The 21,632-nt window shown below is 36.4% G+C and carries 20 protein-coding genes; 6 read left to right on the top strand and 14 right to left on the bottom strand.

Translation table 11 applies throughout. From position 1 onward, the window contains the following. Positions 1–7 precede the first annotated feature (7 nt). From IW16_RS04995 to IW16_RS04970, 6 genes are all read right to left on the bottom strand, one after another. Positions 8–457 (bottom strand): PepSY-like domain-containing protein, encoded by a 450-nt coding sequence (locus IW16_RS04995; protein ID WP_034740282.1) that lies wholly within the window; start codon positions 455–457, stop codon positions 8–10. Between the two features lie 165 nt (positions 458–622). Continuing rightward, complete coding sequence (locus IW16_RS04990; protein WP_034740280.1) at positions 623–1,318, bottom strand: YjjG family noncanonical pyrimidine nucleotidase; 696 nt, start codon at positions 1,316–1,318, stop codon at positions 623–625. Between the two features lie 204 nt (positions 1,319–1,522). Then, the gene (locus IW16_RS04985) at positions 1,523–2,113 is read right to left on the bottom strand and encodes an RNA polymerase sigma factor (RefSeq protein ID WP_034726967.1); all 591 of its coding nucleotides are present in this window, start codon (positions 2,111–2,113) and stop codon (positions 1,523–1,525) included. A 197-nt stretch (positions 2,114–2,310) separates the two neighbouring features. Beyond that, on the bottom strand, positions 2,311–2,802 hold the full coding sequence (locus tag IW16_RS04980; protein WP_034740279.1) for a hypothetical protein: 492 nt from the start codon (positions 2,800–2,802) through the stop codon (positions 2,311–2,313). 81 nt (positions 2,803–2,883) lie between these two features. Continuing rightward, complete coding sequence (gene metK, locus IW16_RS04975) at positions 2,884–4,164, bottom strand: methionine adenosyltransferase (RefSeq protein ID WP_034740277.1); 1,281 nt, start codon at positions 4,162–4,164, stop codon at positions 2,884–2,886. Between the two features lie 231 nt (positions 4,165–4,395). Then, on the bottom strand, positions 4,396–5,346 hold the full coding sequence (locus tag IW16_RS04970) for a LysR substrate-binding domain-containing protein (protein ID WP_034740276.1): 951 nt from the start codon (positions 5,344–5,346) through the stop codon (positions 4,396–4,398). A 131-nt stretch (positions 5,347–5,477) separates the two neighbouring features. Between IW16_RS04970 and IW16_RS04965 the strand changes: the two genes are divergently transcribed. The 5 genes from IW16_RS04965 (at position 5,478) to IW16_RS04945 (ending at position 9,783) form a co-directional block, all read left to right on the top strand. Next, positions 5,478–6,965: a catalase gene (locus tag IW16_RS04965; protein WP_034740274.1), complete on the top strand. Its 1,488-nt coding sequence runs from the start codon at positions 5,478–5,480 to the stop codon at positions 6,963–6,965. 104 nt (positions 6,966–7,069) lie between these two features. Then, positions 7,070–7,837: an enoyl-CoA hydratase/isomerase family protein gene (locus tag IW16_RS04960; protein WP_034740272.1), complete on the top strand. Its 768-nt coding sequence runs from the start codon at positions 7,070–7,072 to the stop codon at positions 7,835–7,837. A 44-nt stretch (positions 7,838–7,881) separates the two neighbouring features. After that, the gene (locus IW16_RS04955; RefSeq protein ID WP_034740271.1) at positions 7,882–8,304 is read left to right on the top strand and encodes a deoxycytidylate deaminase; all 423 of its coding nucleotides are present in this window, start codon (positions 7,882–7,884) and stop codon (positions 8,302–8,304) included. Between the two features lie 6 nt (positions 8,305–8,310). Continuing rightward, the gene (gene xerD / locus IW16_RS04950) at positions 8,311–9,225 is read left to right on the top strand and encodes a site-specific tyrosine recombinase XerD (RefSeq protein ID WP_034740269.1); all 915 of its coding nucleotides are present in this window, start codon (positions 8,311–8,313) and stop codon (positions 9,223–9,225) included. Positions 9,226–9,267: 42 nt separating this feature from the next. Further along, the gene (locus tag IW16_RS04945) at positions 9,268–9,783 is read left to right on the top strand and encodes an NUDIX hydrolase (RefSeq protein ID WP_034740267.1); all 516 of its coding nucleotides are present in this window, start codon (positions 9,268–9,270) and stop codon (positions 9,781–9,783) included. 102 nt (positions 9,784–9,885) lie between these two features. Here the strand turns inward: IW16_RS04945 and IW16_RS04940 are convergent, their stop codons facing one another. The 3 genes from IW16_RS04940 to IW16_RS04930 are packed head-to-tail and all read right to left on the bottom strand — an operon-like array spanning position 9,886 to position 13,389. Continuing rightward, a complete protein-coding gene (locus IW16_RS04940; protein WP_034740258.1) occupies positions 9,886–10,344 on the bottom strand; it encodes a heme-binding domain-containing protein in 459 nt (152 codons plus the stop codon). Between the two features lie 4 nt (positions 10,345–10,348). Then, a complete protein-coding gene (locus tag IW16_RS04935; protein ID WP_034740256.1) occupies positions 10,349–12,103 on the bottom strand; it encodes an Ig-like domain-containing protein in 1,755 nt (584 codons plus the stop codon). Between the two features lie 23 nt (positions 12,104–12,126). Next, positions 12,127–13,389 carry a serine hydrolase domain-containing protein gene (locus IW16_RS04930; protein ID WP_051889920.1) on the bottom strand — a complete coding sequence of 421 codons (1,263 nt, stop codon included), beginning with the start codon at positions 13,387–13,389 and terminating at the stop codon, positions 12,127–12,129. A 353-nt stretch (positions 13,390–13,742) separates the two neighbouring features. On the opposite strand from IW16_RS04930, the gene IW16_RS04925 reads away from it, so the two are divergent. Next, complete coding sequence (locus IW16_RS04925; protein WP_165571955.1) at positions 13,743–15,164, top strand: BspA family leucine-rich repeat surface protein; 1,422 nt, start codon at positions 13,743–13,745, stop codon at positions 15,162–15,164. Between the two features lie 203 nt (positions 15,165–15,367). Here IW16_RS04925 and IW16_RS04920 read toward each other — a convergent pair whose 3' ends face one another. The 5 genes from IW16_RS04920 to IW16_RS04900 all read right to left on the bottom strand — a co-directional run bounded on the left by IW16_RS04920 (position 15,368) and on the right by IW16_RS04900 (position 21,205). Further along, entirely contained in the window at positions 15,368–16,300 is a 933-nt protein-coding gene (locus IW16_RS04920; protein WP_034740255.1) for a 2-hydroxyacid dehydrogenase, read from the bottom strand. 137 nt (positions 16,301–16,437) lie between these two features. Beyond that, a complete protein-coding gene (locus tag IW16_RS04915; RefSeq protein WP_034740253.1) occupies positions 16,438–16,989 on the bottom strand; it encodes an acyl-CoA thioesterase in 552 nt (183 codons plus the stop codon). Continuing rightward, complete coding sequence (locus tag IW16_RS04910; protein ID WP_034740252.1) at positions 16,977–17,729, bottom strand: HU domain-containing protein; 753 nt, start codon at positions 17,727–17,729, stop codon at positions 16,977–16,979. Before IW16_RS04910 ends, IW16_RS04915 begins: the two co-directional genes overlap by 13 nt. A gap of 138 nt (positions 17,730–17,867) precedes the next feature. Then, on the bottom strand, positions 17,868–20,006 hold the full coding sequence (locus IW16_RS04905; protein WP_034740250.1) for a TonB-dependent receptor: 2,139 nt from the start codon (positions 20,004–20,006) through the stop codon (positions 17,868–17,870). 428 nt (positions 20,007–20,434) lie between these two features. Next, complete coding sequence (locus tag IW16_RS04900) at positions 20,435–21,205, bottom strand: WG repeat-containing protein (RefSeq protein WP_034740248.1); 771 nt, start codon at positions 21,203–21,205, stop codon at positions 20,435–20,437. Positions 21,206–21,632 lie beyond the last annotated feature (427 nt).

Genomic DNA, 21,632 nt, shown 5'->3' with positions numbered 1-21,632 from the left:
ATTTCAATTAATCATCAATTTTTTTAAAATTTCCTTTTTTATCAAACTCAAGATCCAACCCATTAGAAAGTTCAGCTTTATAAGACCATCTTTCTTTTTCTATCTTAATAATATAGGTGTTGGGGAAATTTTTAGCAGCATAATTTCTGATCGATACAGGAATAAATCCATAAGGCAGCTTCTGATGTTTTCCATCTACTTCTTTCCAGTTTCCACTGCTGTCAAATTCTACTTTCATTCCGTTGGCCAGGTATACCTGATATTCATCAACTCCGTAAATTTCTCTGTCTTCAATAGCTGATCCTACAGCAATTCCTTTAAAATTGGCAGCAAGGAAATTTTTAGCTGTTTTAGGTAATTGATTTGCATTGATTGCTTTATCCTGTGCAAAAATAAATCCGCCTGCGAATAAGAAAATTAAAACAAGCGCTCCGGTGATTTTTCTAAAATTTTTCATAATGTTAAATTTTTTCTGTCTTTATTATGGAGCAAAGTTCAGAATCAATTTAGGAAAGAATTAGGAAAAATGAAAAGTGGGGAATGGAGAATGAAAAATTTTTGAACCACTAAGCTTTTAATGGTTCAAAAATTCAGTTGACTGCAGGTAGAGAAACAGTCTATTCTAAAGGTATTCTTTGATCTGTAGAAGATGGGTAATGGATTTCAGTCCTTCTTCCTGCTTATTTTCCTTATAAACATCAAAAAAGATTACATCGATTCCATAGTTTTGGGAGCCTACAACATCCGCGATCCAGTCGTCCCCGATCAGAATACTTTCCTCTTTACGGGCTTCTGCAAGTCCCAGCGAATATTCAAAAATCTTAGGATTGGGTTTTCTAACCCCTACAGAATCGGCACTGGTGATGGTTTTAAAATACTTATCAATACCGGACAGGATACATTTCCTTTCCGTCACTTCCTGGAAGCCGTTGGAAATTATATGCAGTGTATAATGTTTGGATTTTAAGTATTCCAAAATGTATTCTGCTCCTTCTACCAGTTCGTTGTGATTGAGGATTCTATCCAGAAAATGCTCCTCGAAGTATTGGGAAAGCTCTTCATCATCCACACCAAAATGTTTGAAGGTATCATAAAAACGATGCTTTCTGAGATATTCTTTATCGATAATACCATCTCTGATCTTCTCCCAAAGGCTCTCATTAATATCATGATAGATTGTGTGGAAGCTTTCAAAGTCAATATTATAATGTAAAGTGATTTCTTGCTTTTCAAAGAGGTCTTTAATGGTAAGATAAGCGTTCTTACGGTGATCCCAGAGCGTATTGTCCAGGTCAAAAAAAATGTGCTGAATTTTCATACAGCACAAAATTACTCAATTTAATTTTTGGAAATCGGGAAATTCTTGCTTTTGGTTTGTACCACTTCAAGACTTTTTGAATAATTCAGTAGAAAATCAATTGTTTGTTTCTTAGGTTTCAAAGTTTTCACTTTTAAGGAATCATTTTTTTTCATAGGCGAAAGTATGTTTTCCTTTAAACGTGAATTTTTCAAAATTATTATCCTAACGTGTCAATACAATATTATTTTCGTCCATGATTTTTCTCAGGTTAATGAGTGCATAGCGTACTCTTCCCAAGGTGGTATTGATACTCATATTCGTATGATCCGCAATTTCTTTGAAGCTTAATCCGTCAAAAAACCTCAATTTAATGACTTCCTGCTGATTCTGTGGCAGAAACTGTAACATTCGAAGCAGATCTTCCTGGATCTGAAGAGTGACAAGCTGATCTTCAATATTTTCAGATGGTTCTCTAATCAGATCAAAAATAGAATACTCGTCTGTTTCAAAAGTAGTTTCTGAAACTTTAACATTTTTCGCTTTCAGTCTGAAATGATCGATAATAAGATTGTGTGCGATTCTTTTCGCCCAAAGAATAAATTTGCCTTCTTCGTTATACCGTCCTTCTTTCAGCATCAGAATGATTTTCATGAATGTATCCTGAAAAACATCATTGGCCAGGTCTTCATCATTAATTTTGTAAAAAATGAATGTAAACAGTTCTCTCTGATGACGATGAATAAGGGCTGATAGGGCTTCTTCGTCTCCTTTCTGGTAAAGGGAAATTAGTAGGCTGTCCGTTTTTGATTTCATAACTCTTCTCAATAATAAAAAATTTGCAGACCAGCAATTCTCCAGATAGTTTATCTGGCCCTAGCTGTAAATACAAAACAGTTTTTTGGAGTAAAGTAAAATCAATAGGCGGTACAATTATTATATGGTGTAAATATAATAATTTTTTAATAACTGTTAACCTATTATTAAATTTTTACAGGAAAATTTAATAAAAATCATTTAAACATATCATGAATAAAGACAGTTGGAATATTTAATGTTAAATTAATATTTAAACCTTTCAGCTCTTTTCCGTTCAATCTGGCATCTCCAATAGGGAATGCATAGCCCCCGGCAAGATCTAAAAGCCCGAAAAGAGTAACTCCTATTTTGGGAGCGATATATTTATTCGTTCCTTCTGCCCCGACTAAAAGATAGTAGGAATGATAGAAGTCTACATTTTTCTGAAAATTAAGAAGTACATCAGCCTGCAGTTTCGGCATGATTGCAAATTTAGAATCTGCAGAACCCATCAAGGCAGATCCACCTAATCTGTATATTACATCATCATTCTTTATGAAAAGCAGCTTCCCTCCCACTTCTCCAAAGCTTTGGTTCTGATAGGTATACCCCACGCTTACCATCTTATGCATGGTGTACTGTGCTTTGGCTACGATGCTCAGGAAAAATATAAAAAGTACGCTAACTGCTGTTCTAAAATTCATCATCTCTAAATTATTTAAGGTGTAAAATTAAAAAAAACTGCCTTACCAGAGATAAAGCAGTCTATTTATTATTCTAAAGACAAATTAAATACCGAAAGCGGCTTTAATTTCGTCTACTTTGTCAAGTTTTTCCCAGGTAAAGAATTCAAGTCCTGTAAGGGTAATTTCATTTTTCTGACCTTTATTGAATGTTTTGTCAGCTGTGTAATGTTCTTTCCCCATATGTCCGTAAGAAGCCGTTTCCAGATAGATAGGATTTCTTAATTTTAAGTTCTGCTCGATGGCATAAGGTCTTAAATCGAAAATCGCAGAAACCTTCTTAGCAATTTCACCATCGTGAAGATCTACTTTCGCAGTTCCATAAGTATTAATGTATAAACCACAAGGTTCAGCAACACCAATCGCATAAGAAACCTGTACCAAAACTTCATCTGCAACTCCTGCAGCTACCAAGTTTTTCGCAATGTGTCTCGTAGCATAAGCAGCACTTCTGTCTACTTTTGAAGGGTCTTTTCCTGAAAAAGCACCACCACCGTGAGCTCCTTTTCCTCCGTAAGTATCAACAATAATCTTTCTTCCTGTAAGACCAGTGTCTCCATGAGGACCTCCGATTACAAACTTACCTGTTGGGTTAATATGATATTTGATCTGGTCGTTAAACAACGCCTTGATTTCTTCAGTCTGCTGAGCGATTACTCTTGGCACCAGAATACTCTTAATGTCTTCACGGATCTTATTCAGCATTACTTCTTCAGTTCCGAAATCATCATGCTGAGTAGACACTACAATAGAGTCAATTCTTACAGGTTTATGATCGTCAGAATATTCAATAGTAACCTGGCTTTTTGCATCAGGACGTAAATAAGCAATTTCACTTCCGTCTCTTCTCAATACAGAAAGTTCTTTAAGAATAGTGTGGGCAAGGTCCAAAGCAAGAGGCATATAATTAGCGGTCTCGTTCGTTGCATAACCAAACATCATTCCCTGGTCACCAGCTCCCTGTGCGTTTGCTTTAGCTTCGAAAGACTCATCGTTTACGGCTCTGTCTACCCCCTGATTGATATCCGGAGACTGCTCATGAATCGCTGAGATTACTCCACACGAATCACCGTTAAACATATATTCTCCTTTAGTATAGCCTATTCCGTTGATAACATCTCTTGCAATAGTCTGCACATCAAGATAGGCATCGGACTTCACTTCCCCGGCAAGCACAACCTGTCCGGTGGTTACAAGTGTTTCACACGCTACCTTAGAGTTTTTATCATATGCTAAAAAATGATCGATTAATGCATCGGAAATTTGATCGGCGATTTTATCCGGATGTCCTTCTGAAACTGATTCAGATGTAAATAGATAAGACATATTATTCTATGTTTTTTAGATTAAAATAAGTGAAGAAAAATAAGAATAATTGCCCAGAAAAAAGAATACTGTTTTAGCATATTTTTAGAGAGGTTGCAATCAGGTCAAATTTTTCCTCGTTTAGAAACGTCTGCAAATTTAAGTACTATTTTTTTAATACTAAAGAATTTTGCTTGTTAATTATAATTTTCTTAAAATTAATGATTTATATCACTTCGCAGACTTCTTAGTTCATTGCGGCTTGATACTCACAAACTCCTTCGGGTTGATGTGGTAATTAAGCTTTAGCTCTAAAGAACTTTTGATAGAGTGAGATAATTCGTCAATAATTTTCTGCTTAAAAGTTGGCTTATAATAAATGATTTTGATTTCTCTGTAAGGGAATGGTTTTTTAAATCTGAAGACATTCTCTTTCTGATCATCTGAAAGCTGACTTAATGCCAGCTCAGGCAGAATACTGATCCCTCCTACTTTGTCTACCATATGCACCAACGTTTGGATATTTGATGCCAGGAAATCTAAATTTTTAGGCTTCAATGTATTTTCTTTCAGATGGCAGATATTTTCGAATTGATTTCTCAGACAGTTTCCTTCCTCCAACAGCCACACTTTCTCAACGTTCAGTTCTTCCGGGATAATATAGGAATTCTTCTTATTAGCCTCTGTATTAGAACTATAAATCATAAGCTCTTCATTGAATAAGAAGTCCTGATAAAATTCATCAGCAGTATCGTATGGTGTAGAAATGATACCGGCATCAAGCTCACCAGCTTTTAAAGCCTTGATAATATTGTCTGTGGTCATTTCCTTTACATTCATCTGAATTTTTGGATTTTCTTCCAAAAACTTAAAGATCTCTGTTGGTAAAATGAAAGAGGAAACCGTAGGAATAATTCCTAAATTGATTGTTCCTCCCAAAATATTATTCAAAAGGTTGGCTTTATTTTTCAGTTCATTGACAGATTCTATAATTACCTTTGCCTGATCAATGATCTGAAGCCCTACATCTGTGGTACGGATAGGGTGCGTAGTTCTGTCGAACACCTTCACATCCAGTTCATCTTCAAATTTTTGTATCATCGCACTTAACGTGGGCTGCGTAATAAAGCATGCCTGAGCTGCTTTACCAAAATGTTTGTACTTATCAACAGCGATAAGATACTCAAGTTGCTGAATGTTCATCTGATTAATATTATCTATTACAAAGATAAAATGTTTTTGCTATTAGTAATCAAAAATTCAAGTAAATTTGATATTTAATACGTCTGCTTAAGACGTTTACAAGGGAAATCACTTATACTAATCATAACGATATGGATTCTAAAAAATTAACGCTCGGTAGCGGCGCTCCTTATTTTGAGCATCAGGACTCACAAACCGTAGGACCAAGAGGCCCCGTCCTTCTTCAGGATTTCATTCTTCAGGAAAACCTCGCGCACTTTGTTAGGGAAAGAATTCCTGAAAGAATTGTACACGCTAAAGGAAGCGGTGCTTATGGAACATTTACAGTAACCCACGATATCAGCAAGTATACCAAGGCAAAATTGTTTTCAAAAGTTGGAAACTCATGCAGAATGTTTGCCAGATTCTCTACCGTAGGAGGAGAAAAAGGAAGTGCAGATACCGCAAGAGATCCGCGTGGTTTTGCTTTAAAATTTTATACGGAAGACGGAAACTGGGATCTGGTAGGAAATAATACTCCTGTATTTTTCATTAAGGATGCCAAAAAATTCCCGGATTTTATTCATACCCAAAAAAGGGTTCCGAAAACCAATTTAAAAAGCGCCACAATGATGTGGGATTTCTGGAGTCATAATCCTGAATCTCTTCATCAGGTCCTTATCCTAATGTCCGACAGAGGAACTCCACATGGTTACAGACATATGCACGGATTCGGATCTCATACTTTTGCTATGATCAATGATCAGAATGAAAGAGTATGGGTAAAGTTTCATTTTAAAACAAAACAGGGAATTAAAAATTTCACCGATGCAGAAGCTGTACAAATGGCTGGGGAAAATCCTGACTTTGCACAGGAAGATCTTTGCAACGCTATTGAAAACGGAGATTTCCCAAAATGGACGATGTTCATCCAGGTAATGACCGAAGAACAGGCTAAAGATTTCCGATGGAATCCTTTTGATGTTACTAAAGTATGGTTTCATGACGACTTCCCGATGATCGAAGTAGGAGAAATGGAGCTCAATGAAGTTCCGGTTAATTATTTTGCACACGTAGAGCAGTCCACATTCTCACCAAGCAACCTGGTTAACGGAATAAGTTTTTCTCCGGACAAAATGCTCCAGGGAAGACTGTTCTCTTATCCTGATGCACACCGGTACAGAGTGGGTGTGAATGCTCACCTGCTTGAGGTAAACCGATGTCCTTTTGCCGTTAATAACTATCAGAGAGACGGGTTTATGGCAGATTCCAGCGAGTATCAGGACAAACCGAACTACTACCCGAACAGTTTTGATGATATCAAACCAGACCCTGCGTATAAGAACTATGAGTATGAGTTGGACAGCGCCCATGTTGCCAATTACAACAGGAACGAAAATGATGATGACCATTATACCCAGCCCGGATTACTGTATACAAAATCCATGAATGCTGAAGACAGGGAACATCTAATCAACAACATCATAGGAAGCATGAAAGGAATTACAGGACCTAAAAGGGAGGAGATCATCAACCGCCAGTTATGTCACTTTTTCAGGACCAATATTGAACTTGGCATGAAAGTGGCATCTCAGTTAAACATCAATATAGATGCGAATATGATGAATCATTTGAAATAGTATTTTGAAAGATAAATCAATTAAAAGGAAAAAAAACCAATATTTTTTCCTTTTTTTTGTAAAAAATTTATAATTTGCAGAAAATAATATTTTAAAGTGGAAAAATGAGTTACGAAAATATATTATTAGAAAAAGAAGACCAATTAACCGTCATTACAATAAACAGACCGCAAAGCTTAAATGCTTTAAATGCAAAAACTATTCAAGAGATTGGCGCGGCAATAGATGAAATTAACGCTGACACTGCCTGTAGGGTGATCATTCTTACAGGAAGCGGAGAAAAATCATTTGTAGCTGGAGCAGATATAAAAGAATTTAGTGATTTTGGACAGGAAAAAGCCGAAGAACTGGCCAGAAACGGGCAAAATAACCTGTTCAACAAAATCGAAAATTCGTCTAAACCTGTTATTGCAGCCGTTAACGGTTTTGCATTAGGAGGAGGTTTAGAGCTTGCCATGGCATGCCACATCAGATATGCATCAGAGAATGCAAGACTGGGGCTTCCTGAAGTTACACTGGGATTAATTCCAGGTTACGGAGGAACCCAAAGACTTCCTAAACTTGTAGGAAAAGGTATTGCCAACGAAATGATCTTCTCTGCCAAGATGATTCCTGCCCAAAAAGCAAAGGAAATCGGATTGGTGAATGAAGTATACCCTATTGCAGAATTATTAACCAAAACAAAAGAATTAGCAAACACTATAGCCCACAACTCACCGATGGCTATAGCAAAGGCCATTCAGGCCGTTAACTTGTCTGATACAGCTCAAGGTTTTGAAACTGAAATCAAGTATTTCGGGGAACTTTTTGACATGAAAGACAAGAAAGAAGGAGTTACCGCTTTTCTAGAGAAAAGAAAGCCTAACTTCTAAAAGACTTTTAATCCAAATTATTTCGAAAAAACTAATGCTGCGGTATGAATAAGTTTGATAAAGCTTATCTAAAAATGGCCCAGGAGTGGGCAAAACTATCCTACTGTAAGAGAAAACAGGTAGGAGCTCTTATCGTAAAAGATAGGATGATTATTTCAGATGGTTACAATGGAACTCCTTCGGGATTCGAAAACTGCTGTGAAGATGAAGAAGGGAAAACACACTGGTATGTACTTCATGCGGAAGCCAATGCTATATTAAAGCTGGCCGCTTCCACTCAGTCTGCAAAAGGCGCAACGTTGTATTTAACGCTTTCGCCATGCAAAGAATGCAGCAAACTGATTCTGCAGGCAGGAATTACAAGACTTGTGTATATTAATGAATATTCGGATGACCACGGGATATCGTTTCTGCGAAACCATAACATTGAAATAGAACAAATATCGGACTGTGAACTAAAAAAATAAGCACAAATGACTTGGGATGAAAAGATCAAAGATTTTGAAATATTTCTTCGCTTCGAAAGAAATTTTTCAGAAAACACTCTCGACGCCTATATTCGAGACATCAAAAAATTAAAAGACTATGCGAAAGAAGATCTGGCAAACGTCGGTCCAGACACTATCGATTACGAAAATTTACAGGAATATATCTTCAATCTTTCCAAACAAAAATTCAGCGAAAGATCTCAGGCAAGATGGATTTCTTCTATAAAAGCTTTCTTCAAGTTTCTGCTTGAGGACGAGTTCAGAGAAGACAATCCTGCAACATTGCTGGAAGGCCCAAAATTGGGATTATATCTTCCTGACACCTTAAGCCTGCCTGACATCAACAAGATCATCGCAGCTATTGAGACTAATTCTGACCTCGGAAAGAGAAATCATTGTATCATTGAAGTTCTGTACGGATGCGGATTACGCGTCTCAGAACTTATTGATCTGAAAATTTCGAACATTAATTTCAAAGAGCAGTATATCAAAGTAAACGGAAAAGGAAACAAAACACGCTTCGTTCCACTGGCTGACTATACTGCAGAACTTTTGGAAACTTACATCAAGGAAGTACGTTCGGTTAATAAGATCAATAAAAAATATGAGGATACGCTGTTTCTTAACAGCCGCGGAACATCTATGTCCAGAGTGATTGTATTTCTGATCATTAAGGAACTTACAGACAAAGCAGGCGTAAGTAAAAAAATATCTCCACATACGTTCAGACATTCTTTTGCAACGCACCTGTTACAGAATGGAGCAGACCTTCGGTATATTCAGGAAATGCTGGGCCATTCCAGTATTACTACAACGGAGATCTACACCCATCTGAAGACAGAAGAACTTCGGGATGTTATATTGAATTACCATCCGAGAAATATCAATATTGCTCAATGAAACGAAGTTCCATCTGACCTCTGAAAAAACAATTGTATACAGATGAAATTATTGAAATATTGCCCAAACTGCGGTAAAGAAACCCTTCACTGGGACGGTGAAAAAAAATGGAGCTGTCCGGAATGTAGTTTCAGGCTCTATAATAATGTTGCCGGCGCAGTAGCTGTTGTTATCCGATGTGGTGACGAAATTTATCTTACCAGAAGAAACCGTGATCCCAAAAAAGGGAAACTGGATCTGGCAGGAGGTTTTGTCGATCCGAAAGAAAGCGCAGAGGAAACATGTAAAAGAGAGCTTTTTGAAGAACTTCAGCTTAACGTAGACATTTCAAATTTAAGGTATCTTACGAGCCTTCCAAACATCTATCAATACAAAGAAATAGATTACAACACCATTGATCTGTTTTATGAGTACCATGTTCAGGAAAAGTTTGAGGTAAGTCTTGAACTTTCTGAAATATCAGAGGCTATCTGGATTCCTTTGAAGGCATTGAATCTTGATGATATTGCTTTTGACTCTCAGAAAAAATTTTTTGAGGAATACCTGAAGAATATCTAATAATAAAGAATATCCCGTAGAATGTACAGATTCCACAATATGATTAAACATCATTTTTGCCGGTTCTGTACATTCTACGGGACTTTTTTTATAGGTTCTCAGCTAGTAAGATTTTGATTTCAGCATTTCTTCGAAGTATTGTACAAGGAGTGTTCTTTCTGCTTCTGAAAGGTTCGCTTCTTTATGGTACACAATATAGCCGGGCATGGGCATAGCTTTGCTTTGAATCGTCTGAACAGCCTTGTTCAGCATACTTTCTTTCAGTTCCTTACTGTACGTATTCCAAACTGAAAAATTGAGATGCTCCCGTCCTTCATTGATATGACTTTTTACAGACCAGGAAATAGGGGCAAAATAAGCGTATTTCGGATAAACAGTCTCATTGGAGTGACAGTCATAGCAAGCTCCTTTAATCAGCCCTCTGATCTTTTCCGGAGTATTCTTTACTTCAACAAAGTTGACTTTTCTGTCAATGGGTTTATTGACTTTATCCACAGGGATAAACTGGATCAGTGCAAAAACCACCAATGTCCAAAACAATACTTTTTTTGCCGTTTTCATAATTCTATTTTACCGGCGTCAATACAGCTTTTCCGGATTCCGACTTCAATTCTTTTGTAACGTCTTTCTGAAGGACCTCTTTCGGAGGTTCCTGGGCAGGAACTTCCGGTTTAGGGAGATTTCCTTTAGGATTATCCAGCGTTCGGGTATCTTTCAGATCCCAATCCTCCTTGGTTTCCCATAACGGCCTCACAATAGCTTTTTTGTAGAAGACATAAGAATCTTCTGCAAAGGTTTCTGTTTCAAAATCAGCTTCGTCCCAGAATTTATTTCCGTTGTTATCCACCAATATCCTTACAATATACTCACTAGGCTTAAGGATATCAAATTTCACAGCATTTCCCTTAGTATACCGAGAATAGACCACTTTATCCGAACCATCCAAAAGCTGGATCCAGTAATTGGCTTCCGGAACATTTTGAAGAGTAAATGCAAGGCTCCCGAATTGTTCTACTTTTTCCGCTTCAAAATCGAAACGTTTTGACTGTACATTTTTTGTATAGAAAGAAGACGCTGTTTCTTTAGGAACCGTAAGCTGATATTTTTTTCCTGCTACAAAATCGGAATGGATAAGAATCTGGTATGGGTTTGTATCAGAGATTTTTGCAGTAAACTCCTGAGTTGTCAAACTATCGCTTTTCAACACCCATTTTTCCGGACTTATTTTATCAATAAGGTAATTGGATTTTAATTTGAAATCAGAATTCGGCGCCAGACCGGGACCTCCGTTATCATTCTCAAGATCCATTGCGTTCTTCTTATTATATTTATAAAATACGGATACGGTATCCTGCTTGCTCCCGATATCATAGCTGAATTTAAGGTTTTCCGTTACAGTCTGTCCTACATCACTTTTTACAGGATCAAACCATATTTTTACTGTATCTGATTTCGGACGGTGAGTGACTTTTATATCCTGAAGTTTATCATTTATAGAGGCAACTTTTACGTTTTCAGGATTTCCTTCAAAGGTCATTGTAATCCCTCCCGGGCTTTCTTTCATTTCAATATACTTCAAAGGTTTTTTAGAAGGGTAAACTTTCAAATTCAGTCCTGAAATAGATTTTGAGAAATCTATGGGCTCTTTCTGAAACCCAATTTTTTCCTTTCCGGGATCATAAACAGAATTCCCATTATCATCATCAAAAGCAATGATTTTATATTTTCCCGGAGTAAGATAATTAAGTTCATAATACCCGTCTTCATCAACTTTTGTAATATAGTAAGGTTTCTGTTTGTAATTAATTGTGTCTTTTACCTGATAGAGTCCTACAACCAGTTTATTTTCACCGTCTTTCTTTTTAATAGCTACCGCATCTTTTATATCACCACTTATATACAGATCATCCAGTTTCTCCCCTGTCGAAAATGCAAAATTGAAGTAACGGAGGATATTAGCTTCATTATTATCCGCGATTGAATTTCCGAAATTGAAGTTATAGGTTGTATTGGCCTGAAGGGTATCTGTCCATTGGATCATCACATATTTATTGGCAATATTGGAAGGAAGGATCCTCTTGATATTTTTAATAGGCGGAGAAATGATCAGATTCTTATTAATATCCTTCAAGGTTATATATTCGTCGAAGTCTAGCCTCAGCTCATGAATATCTCTTTTTACATTGACTCTCGTGGTATCAATATTTGAGCTTAGAAACTTTGGAGCCAGAGTATCTTTTGGTCCTCCCACGGGAGATCCAACTCTCGCACACGAGTGTACAAGAAAACAGATAACGAATAATAGAAGAAGTCTTTTCATATATGTTTAAGCAAAATTAAACATTATTCTCCAAAAACTTCATGTCCGGCATTCAAAGTATCTTTATTGTCATTCATTACACTGTGCAGTTTATCTTTCTGAACAGGAAAGTCTTCAAATAATCCAGACAAAGCAAGGGCCGTATATACTTTAGTGGAGTATCTGTTTCCAATGGCTACAATCGTTACTTTTGATTTCAGAAGATGAGCAAAGACGGAATTTGTTCCATGCCACCAGCCGTTATGATACGTAAGTTTCTCACCGTTGTCGAAAAGCTTCATTCTGAAGCCCAGACCATAATTATTCATTCCTGCTTTTTCGTTACTGTAGGGCGTGAAAACCATCTGCATCAAATCTGGTTTTAAGAAGTCTTTTGAAAACATGGCTTTTGAAAAATTATAAAGATCTCTCGGTGTCGTGTATACATTTTTGTCACCATAAATAAGATCAAGCCTGTCCAGAGGATACAGCTTTTTCCCACCGTAATAAAAGGACTGTGCCGCCGTAGGTATATCTTTTTCCTGGAAAATATAAGTATGTTCCATTTTCAGAGGCTGAAATACCATTTCTTTCATCGCCTGTGGAAAAGGTGTTTTTGTAATCTTCTCGATCAATAAAGCGAGCATTGCAAAATTAGTATTACAGTACATAAACCCCGTATCAGTATCTCTTGCAAGATCAGGTTTATATTTGATGATCATATTCAGAACATCCTGATTGGTAATGAATGGCTTTGACAGTTCGGCTGGAACCGGCTGTATTTTGGCAATAAAGTATTCATATTTTGGAAGACCGCTTCTCTGGTCCAGTAAAGTCTGTACGGTTACGTTTGGATAAGGAAATCCAGGAAAATACTGAGTAAGATGGTCCGAAAGTTTTATTTTACCTGCTTCCACAAGTTTCAACATCGCCATTGCTGTAAGTGTTTTTGAAACTGATGCTACATGCAGTGGTGTATTTTTATCAATGGGCATCTGATCCCCTTCTCTTCCGAAGCCTCTGTAATTTTCGTACAGAATTTCGTCTCCTTTGGCCACAAGGATACCACCACTCAGGTCTCCGCCTTCCCAGATTTTTTTATAGTACTGATCGATATATCCTGTCAGCAATCCTTTATCACCCAGCTGGCTTTCGGCTTTGGTAAATACATTGTTCAAATCTACATTTCCGTAGTTCGGAAGATTGGTAGTATTTTCAGCTGAAGCCTGTTTGGATTCGGAGTTTTTTTTACAGGAAATAAGGGATAAAAAAACTGTTAAAATAAGTATAAAGTTACGCGTCGTCATGAGTATCAAAAATGAGCGGCAATTTAATAAAACTCAAAAATAAATTCTTAGTATGGAGCGTACATTATGAATTATTTAACATTACTAAATGCTTTTTTGAATAATATAAAATCACATTATACAAATCTTCACAATGTTGAGAAACTTTTATAATTTAGATCAAGTACTTACTTTTAAATTGTAAAAATTTACTAAGAACAGATTTTTAGAAATAGAAATTTTAAATCAATACACGACATACCCAAAAGTTAAATTACACGGAATTTAGGAGATTTTTTGCATTTTTAATTTTTGTATTAATGTCTTATTTGTGGGAAATATGTATTTTTGCCATCAATAAAAAAATAAAAAAAATGTTGAAAAAAATTTACTTTTTCTCTTTCTTCCTTTTAGTCATTACTACTCTGAGGGCACAGACTCCACTTATATTGAAATTTTTGGTGAGTGATGCCAACAACCTAAAAATAAAATTAAATACTCAAGGTGTTTACAACTACTCATATGTAAAGACCAACAATTCTACTATTACAGGTAATGGGATAGGAAACACGGGTTTAACAGAAATAAACGTTCCCTCAATAGGAACGTATAATATTTCAATTACGCCTACTGGCACCTTTAAACTTAGTTCTGGAACTGATGTAGATAAAGTTGTCGAACTAACACAATGGGGGCAAATTACCTGGAATACTAATTTATCAGGAATGTTTTCTGGATATGCGAATATTCAAATTACAGCAACTGATATTCCCGATTTTTCAGCAGTTACTAACCTAAGCTCGTTTTTTTCAGGTTGCACAAACTTATCAATTGTAAACAATATTAACAGTTGGAATGTTGGCAATGTGACCAATATGAGTAATTTATTCTTCAATGCCAAGGCTTTTAATAAGCCAATTGGTAATTGGAATACATCAAATGTTACAGATATGAGCCAGATGTTTTTTTATGCTGACTCATTCAATCAGGATATTGGCAATTGGAATGTTTCAAATGTGACCAACATGAGTTCAATGTTTAATCGTGCGAAGGCATTCAACCAGAATATTAATAATTGGAACGTTTCAAATGTTCAGAATATGTCACTGATGTTCGAAGCATCTCAGATGTTTAACCAACCATTAAACAACTGGAATACTTCAAATGTCACAAATATGTCTCAGATGTTTTCTTATCCAAGTTTTAACCAAGACATTTCCTCTTGGGACGTTTCTAATGTTACCAACATGTCTCACATGTTTTGGTCTAACAGTAATTTTAATAAGAATTTAGGCAATTGGACACTTTCTCCAATAGTTAATTTGACAGAAATTTTTGGCTATAGTGGTTTAGATTGTGGAAATTATGGGGCAACATTAAAAGGCTGGGCTGAAAACCCTAATTCTCCACTTGGCCGACTCGTCGGAGCATTTGGAAGGACTTATGGAAATGGCGGTCAAATATTTCGAAATCAACTAATTAACAATAAAGGCTGGACATTTGCTGGAGACAGTTTTTCTCCAAACTGCCCGGAACCTTTGTTACTCGTTGAAGAAATAAAATCAGGCAAAACAAAATTACTACTGTACCCAAATCCTGCCTCAGAAATGATCTTCATAAAATCAGAATACATAACTAAATCGGTACAAGTTTTAGATGCTTCAGGAAAAGCATTATTAATCAAAGTTGGTGAAACAAATCAATTAAACCTACAACAAATTCCTACTGGAACCTATTTTATTAAGATTGCAACAGCCAACGGATCAGAGAGTATACACAAACTTATAAAAAAATAAACAATAAGTGAAAAATTGCCTTTTGCTATGTAAATACCAGCTTCCGGCAATAAATGGCAAAGCACAGATCGTAAGATCTGTGCTTTTTTATAATTTGAAAATAAAAACATCGTTTACTGAAACTCATTTGGAAAGGTTACTTCAAAAAGTTGATTTGTAACTATATTCTAAGACAAATCAGTAACTTCAGCAAGGATTATTAATTACCTTGCAAACCTCTTCACAATTTTATCAACAATAACCTGCGCCAGCTTTTCCTTACTCTGATGCGTCCAGCCGGCTATGTGAGGTGTTACAATTGTTTTTTCAGATTCCAGAAGATATTGGAGATCCTCGTTTTCTGTTTCAATATTTTCAAAAGAAGATTTTTCGTACTCGAGAACATCAAGACACGCTCCTTTTACTTTTCCGGATTTCAAAGCATCAACTAAATATTTCGTTTCTACATTCTTGCCTCTTGCTGTATTGACGAAATAGAAGTTATTCTTCATTTCTGAAATGAATTTTTCATCCACCATATAAAGGGTTTCCGCAGTCAGCGGGATATGCAGACTTAAGATATCCGCAGAGTTCTTTAATTCTTCTAAAGGTACCTGTGAAGCATATTCATCAGAAAGTCCTGGTAATATATCATAAAATATAACTTTACAGCCAAATCCGGAAAATCTTTTCGCTGTAGCTTTGCCCATATTACCATATCCTATCAATCCAACAGTTTTCCCGAGCAGCTCATCACCTCTGTTTTCTTCCCGTTTCCAAATCCCTTTTTTCACTTCCTGAGAAGCAATAAAAAGTCGGTTCATAAGAATCAAAAGCATTCCGACAACGTGTTCAGCCACAGAATCTCTGTTTCCTTCCGGGGAATTAATCAGTTGTATTCCCAGATTTTCGGCTACCGGAATATCAATATTTTCCATTCCTGCTCCTACTCTGGCGATAAACTTTAGGTTTGTACCTTTTTCAAGGAAATTTTTATCTAAAGGAATTCTGCTTCGTATAATAATCCCGTCGTAATTTTCAATTTTACGGCAAACCTCATCGTAGGAAGACGTGAAATCCTCTTCCAGAACAAAGTTTTTAGCCAAAAGCTGTTCTGTAATGAGGGGATGGTTTTTATCTAAAAGGAGAATCTTCATTTTTTCAACGCGAATATGATGAATAAACCGTGATTTATTTTAATGTATAATATTCAAAGACTGACTTACATATAGCTATTTCTAAGATCGTAAAGCGCTTGAAACCTGGCAAAGACAAGTCAATCTAAGAAGTGAATTTATTTTTTATCTTTCTTTGATTCTTTTACATCCTCCGGTTCCTGAAATAATTTCTTAAGTTCCACAGAGTCCAGAGGTTTCATTCTTCCTGATAGGATAAGAGAAAGTTCTTTTCTTCTGATTGCAGCAGCATGTCTCAGTATTTCTTCTTCGGTTTCCGGGATCATATCAGGAATTGGAATAGGACGGTTGAATTCATCCACCGCAACAAAAGTATAAATCCCTTCATTGGTGTGGATCTTTTTCTGATTGATAGGGTCGTCCAACCATACATCTACATATACTTCCATTGAAGTAGAGAAAGCTCTGGATACTTTAGATTCCAGGACCACTACTCCACCTTCAGGAATAGGATGATTGAAAGAAACGTGATTTACAGATGCTGTTACCACCCTTCTTTCACAGTGCCTTGCAGCAGATATGGAAGCACAACGGTCCATTTTTGCAAGGAGCTCACCTCCGAAAAGGTTTCTTAAAGAGTTGGTTTCGTTCGGAAGAACAATATTGGTCATGATGGTCAGGGATTCTGACGCTTTTTTTACTTTTGCCATTGAGTCTTAGTGTTGTTTTGAACTGCCTGAGCCGGCTTTACGCCTTTTCCGGCTGGTTTTGATAATGAATCTTTTTTCAGGGAATCTGAAACTGCTGCTTCCGGAGAATGAACCATCATTTTTATGGTATCTTTTGCAATTCTGTGTGTAGAAGTCTGTACAGAAACTTTATCAAAAGATTTTTTTCCAAAAAGAAGTTCCTGTTGGGTAAATGCCAGATAAACAATTCCTGAAACAGGAACAGCAAGCAGGAAAATCCAAAGAATAGACTTTTTGAATTTATAATCCTTTTCTCTGTTTTCTGTTGTACTTATCTTTTCTCCGTTATTGATATCTGAAAGCCTGATTTCTTCAAGTCCATAAAAATCGGGATGCCCAGACTCTATTCTTTTTCCTTTGAAAAGGGGACTGTCTTCTACGATATTGATGATCCCGAGGTTTTGAATTTCCAGGACCTGATCTGCCTGAAGTTTTTTCTTCCAAAAATCCGTCTGGATTTTCAGATCACTTTTGGAGGCCTCTAAAGACATCTGTTTCTGCGTTGCTATAAAGGCAGCGAGCTCATCAGACTGCACTTCATAATCCACTGCAAAAACGATCTCACTGGCGGGAGGAAGGATGCTTCCGTTCTCAGAATTAATTATTGCTTTGGAGTTTTTAAGCGAAAACACACCGAAGCCCGGAACCGTCACAGTTCCAAATTGTTTCAGATATTCTAAAATGTAAGCTGAAATATTCATTTGGCAGCAAATTTATAATTTTTTCGTGACTTTTTGAAGAGATTTATGAGATATAAAAAAAGACTGCCGAAGCAGTCTTTTGATAAATATGTATAAAATTGAAAGTATTAAAACCTGTTTGGTAAATTATCTTGCCAATTATTGAATTTTCCAGCTGATCCCGAACATAAAATTAGTTCCCGCCTGCGAAAAATAGTACGGGTCTCCATCATAAACGGCTCCATTGTTCACATACTTTTTATTGAAAAGATTATTGACCAGTAATTTTAATGCAATATCATTGCTGCCTATCGTAAACTGGTACTGGGCATTGAAATCTGTTAAGAAATAATCTTTCAGCTGAAGGTTTTTATCGCCAGTATTATCCAGATACTGTTTTCCAACATACTGGTTCATTAAAGCAAACTGGAAACTCTTGGAAGGATTAAATTTCAGACCAAGATTGGCAATAATATTCGGAGAAAATGATATTTCGGTATCTCCAAGACTTTGTAGAACACCTTTATTTTTAATATTAAAATCAAGATTTCTATTTTGGCTCAGACTCACATTTCCTGTTACTTCCCATTGTTTGGACAGTTTAGCCAAAGCACCAATCTCAACACCTCTCCTGTAACTCTTTCCTGAGTTAGTTCTGATGAATGCACCTACATTATTTAATTGTCCATTCAGTACTAACTGATTGACATAATACATATAGTAAAGGTTAGCCGTTACCGATAAAATTCCAAACTGTTTTTCAATACCAGCTTCAAAATCATGGAGCTTTTCAGCCTTCACTTCATTGTCACTCATCAGGTCGTCCCTGTTGGGTTCTCTCTGAGCATGTGCATAAGACAGGAAGACTTTTCCGTTTCCGATCTTATAATTTACACCCGCTTTTGGGTTAAAGAAAAGCCAGTTTTTATCTAGAGTTCCACCTTCACCGTCTCCGGCTGTTACTATTTTTGTATTATAGTCAATATTTCTGAGCTGAAGGTCTCCGAAGAATTCAAAGTGATCTCCGGTTCTCCATAAAGCTTTTGCAAAACCCGCCACCTCAGTTTTTACAGATCTGTTTCTGTAGTATTCATATTCATTGATCTGCGGAAAATAAACACCCGTAACATTTCCAAAATGTCTTCCATAATATTGATTGGCCACGACACCGAAGTTAAGATCTACATTATCCAGCTTCCCATATAATGTGGAAACCGCCCCGTAAAAATCATTATCCAACCATTTTTTTCTGATAAAATCTGTTACGTTTACTGAGGATCCGTTGACAATCGGTACAGGCAAATTATAATTGGAATAATGATCTGCTTTTGCATTTCCTTCATCGACTCTTTTATAGTTTTCATAATACCCTCTTCCTTTGGTATAATGCAGCGTTGTCTCCAGGCTCCAGTTATCATTGAATTTCTGTTCCCACAAAAGCTGAAAATGATTCTGTCTGTAATTATCCGTTTCATTATCATAAAACTTCTCTTCTCCGGTGAACAGGTCCGTATATTGTCCTGAGTAATTGAATTTTGGGTTAGTCTCCCATGTTGGCCGGTCTATCCCGTTCCAGGCCTGATATGTTTTTTCTTTTCCTCCGAAAGCCATCAGACGAAGTCTCGTTTTTCCTTCTTCAAATAGCGCAGTGAAGTTATACGAATCCAGCTTTGACGAGGCTCTGTCAATATATCCATCCGAGTGGATGCGGGTATACCTTCCCATTACCGAAAGCCTGTTTTTCCAGAATTTACCGGACCCTGCTTCCACCGAATACTTGTAAGTATTAAATGAACCGTAGCTGTCATCGGTCTTAAAATACATCTTTTCATCCGGTTCTTTGGAGATCACATTAATACTTGCCCCAAAAGCAGATACTCCGTTATTAGAAGTCCCTACCCCTCTTTGAATTACAATCTGCGATGCGGAACTTGTAAGGTCCGGAACGTTGACGAAGAATGTTCCCTGGCTTTCAGAATCATTGTACGGAACACCGTTCATCATCACATTGATCCCTTTTCCTGCTACTCCACGAATTCTGAATCCTGTATAACCGACTCCGTTTCCGGCATCAGAAGTAGAGATAATAGAGGTTTGATTTTTTAAGAGAATCGGAAGATCCTGTCCTAGATTTCTGCTGTCTATGTCTTTCTGTACGTTGATGATTTCCTTAGCAACAGGAAGTCTTTTGGTAAAATTGACAGCTTCAATTTCCCTGATTTTCAGAGAATCCTTATTTTGAGCCTGGATAAAAGCTACAGAGCCTACAGTAAGGCCTAAAAAAAATAATCCTTTCATTCTATAAATTTTTAAAATTTAATGAATAAAAGGGGCGGATTAAATAATGTAACAATTTAATGGTGTAGCAGTCTATCCTATAGAATTGGTATACTGTTCCGTTGACACATTTTCAAAATTCCCTAAACGGCATTATCCGTTCCAGGTTCATTGGGTATAATCTCAGCCTGTTAAAGCACCCCTTTATTTCAGCCGCGAAATTACAAAAAAATTGCGAGATGTGGAATGAGGATAGCTGATTGTAAGATTCGGGCTTTTGAATACTGGTTTTCGGGGAAATATAACTGGAAACCAGGCTGATCTTTAAGAAGTTTTTCGACTTTTATCCTGTTGATTCAGAAGGCAAAGGAGCAGTCAGGTGCGTTGAATTGCCACAAAACCCAGACAAAAGCATAAGACTAAAGCTTACTGCCTATAGCCTGCCCCATTTAATATGTCTTATTCCTTACATCAATGTAATAGTAGTTTTGCCCGTCTTTTGTGACTTCAAACATCCTTCCAAGTTTCCAGCTGAAATTTCTTTTTATATTGGAATATTCAAATGGTATGATCACTTTGTTATTAACATCGATCACACCAAACCTGTCATTATGGGAAACGACAATCATTGGATTGGCAGTATCATCTCCTTCCATAATATATAAATACTGATACTGCGGATAGATTTTATAATCCCTGTAGTCTGCAGCATTAACAAATTTAGCCTTTTCAATAACTCCGTAGAAACCATTTAAAACATAGGCCTGATAAAGCTGTTGTTTATACTCTTCAAACTTACATTTTCCTAAATCTGAATCTTTGAACTGATACACCCGTTTACCTGTTTTATCAACACGGTACGAGATCATATCTTTTTCAACAGTAGCAAATTCATTGGTTCCGAATTTTCTTACTTTCTGATTGGGGGAATTCAGCAAATTACAGTCTTCATAAAAAAAGACAGCAATATGATATTCAGGTTTGATGATAAATTTTCCGTTCTGATTGGTATATCCAAATTTTCCATTCACCTTTTTCGGGATCAGGACAGGAAGTTCCTGATGAACAATCACCAGATCAGGATTAGGTTTATCCTCAGAAGGCACCTTCTTTATTATAGATTTTGAAGCATTTTTAACCGGTAGCTTCTTCACAGATTTCGTCTGGGAAAAAACGAAAATCGAAATAAATACACATAAAAAATTAAGGATATTTTTCATATTCACCATTTGCGTGCAAAACTACGGCCAAAAATAGAAAATATCAAATTCATATTTATAAAGAATCTAAATAATTTCGAGTATAAAAAATATTAAAAATCCGTAAATTTGGGAACACTTTTTAAGTGTTTGATAATCTAAAAACGTTTTGGAGATATAATTTTTGATAGTCATGCTGTCAAAAAAGTGTACAAATCTTACCCAAAGAGAGTTTTTTCAACAAGACAGATCGCAGGTAAACTACTTACACTTCTATTAAAAGTCATATATACTTAACTTTGAGACGGAACATTATCTCACATTCTAAAGGTGGTAGATTATGTTGTTATTACTTATGGTCGTTTTGTTTCCACAACTTTAAATGGTCTTATTGTAATTCATACCCTGTTAAGAGAAAATAACAGTGCAACTGCTTTAAATCTACATT

It is taken from the genome of Chryseobacterium vrystaatense (genome assembly GCF_000737765.1).
Taxonomy (GTDB): Bacteria; Bacteroidota; Bacteroidia; order Flavobacteriales; family Weeksellaceae; genus Chryseobacterium; species Chryseobacterium vrystaatense.
The sequence above is the reverse complement of the archived record's forward strand: the minus strand, read 5'-3'. Positions and strand labels throughout refer to the sequence as shown.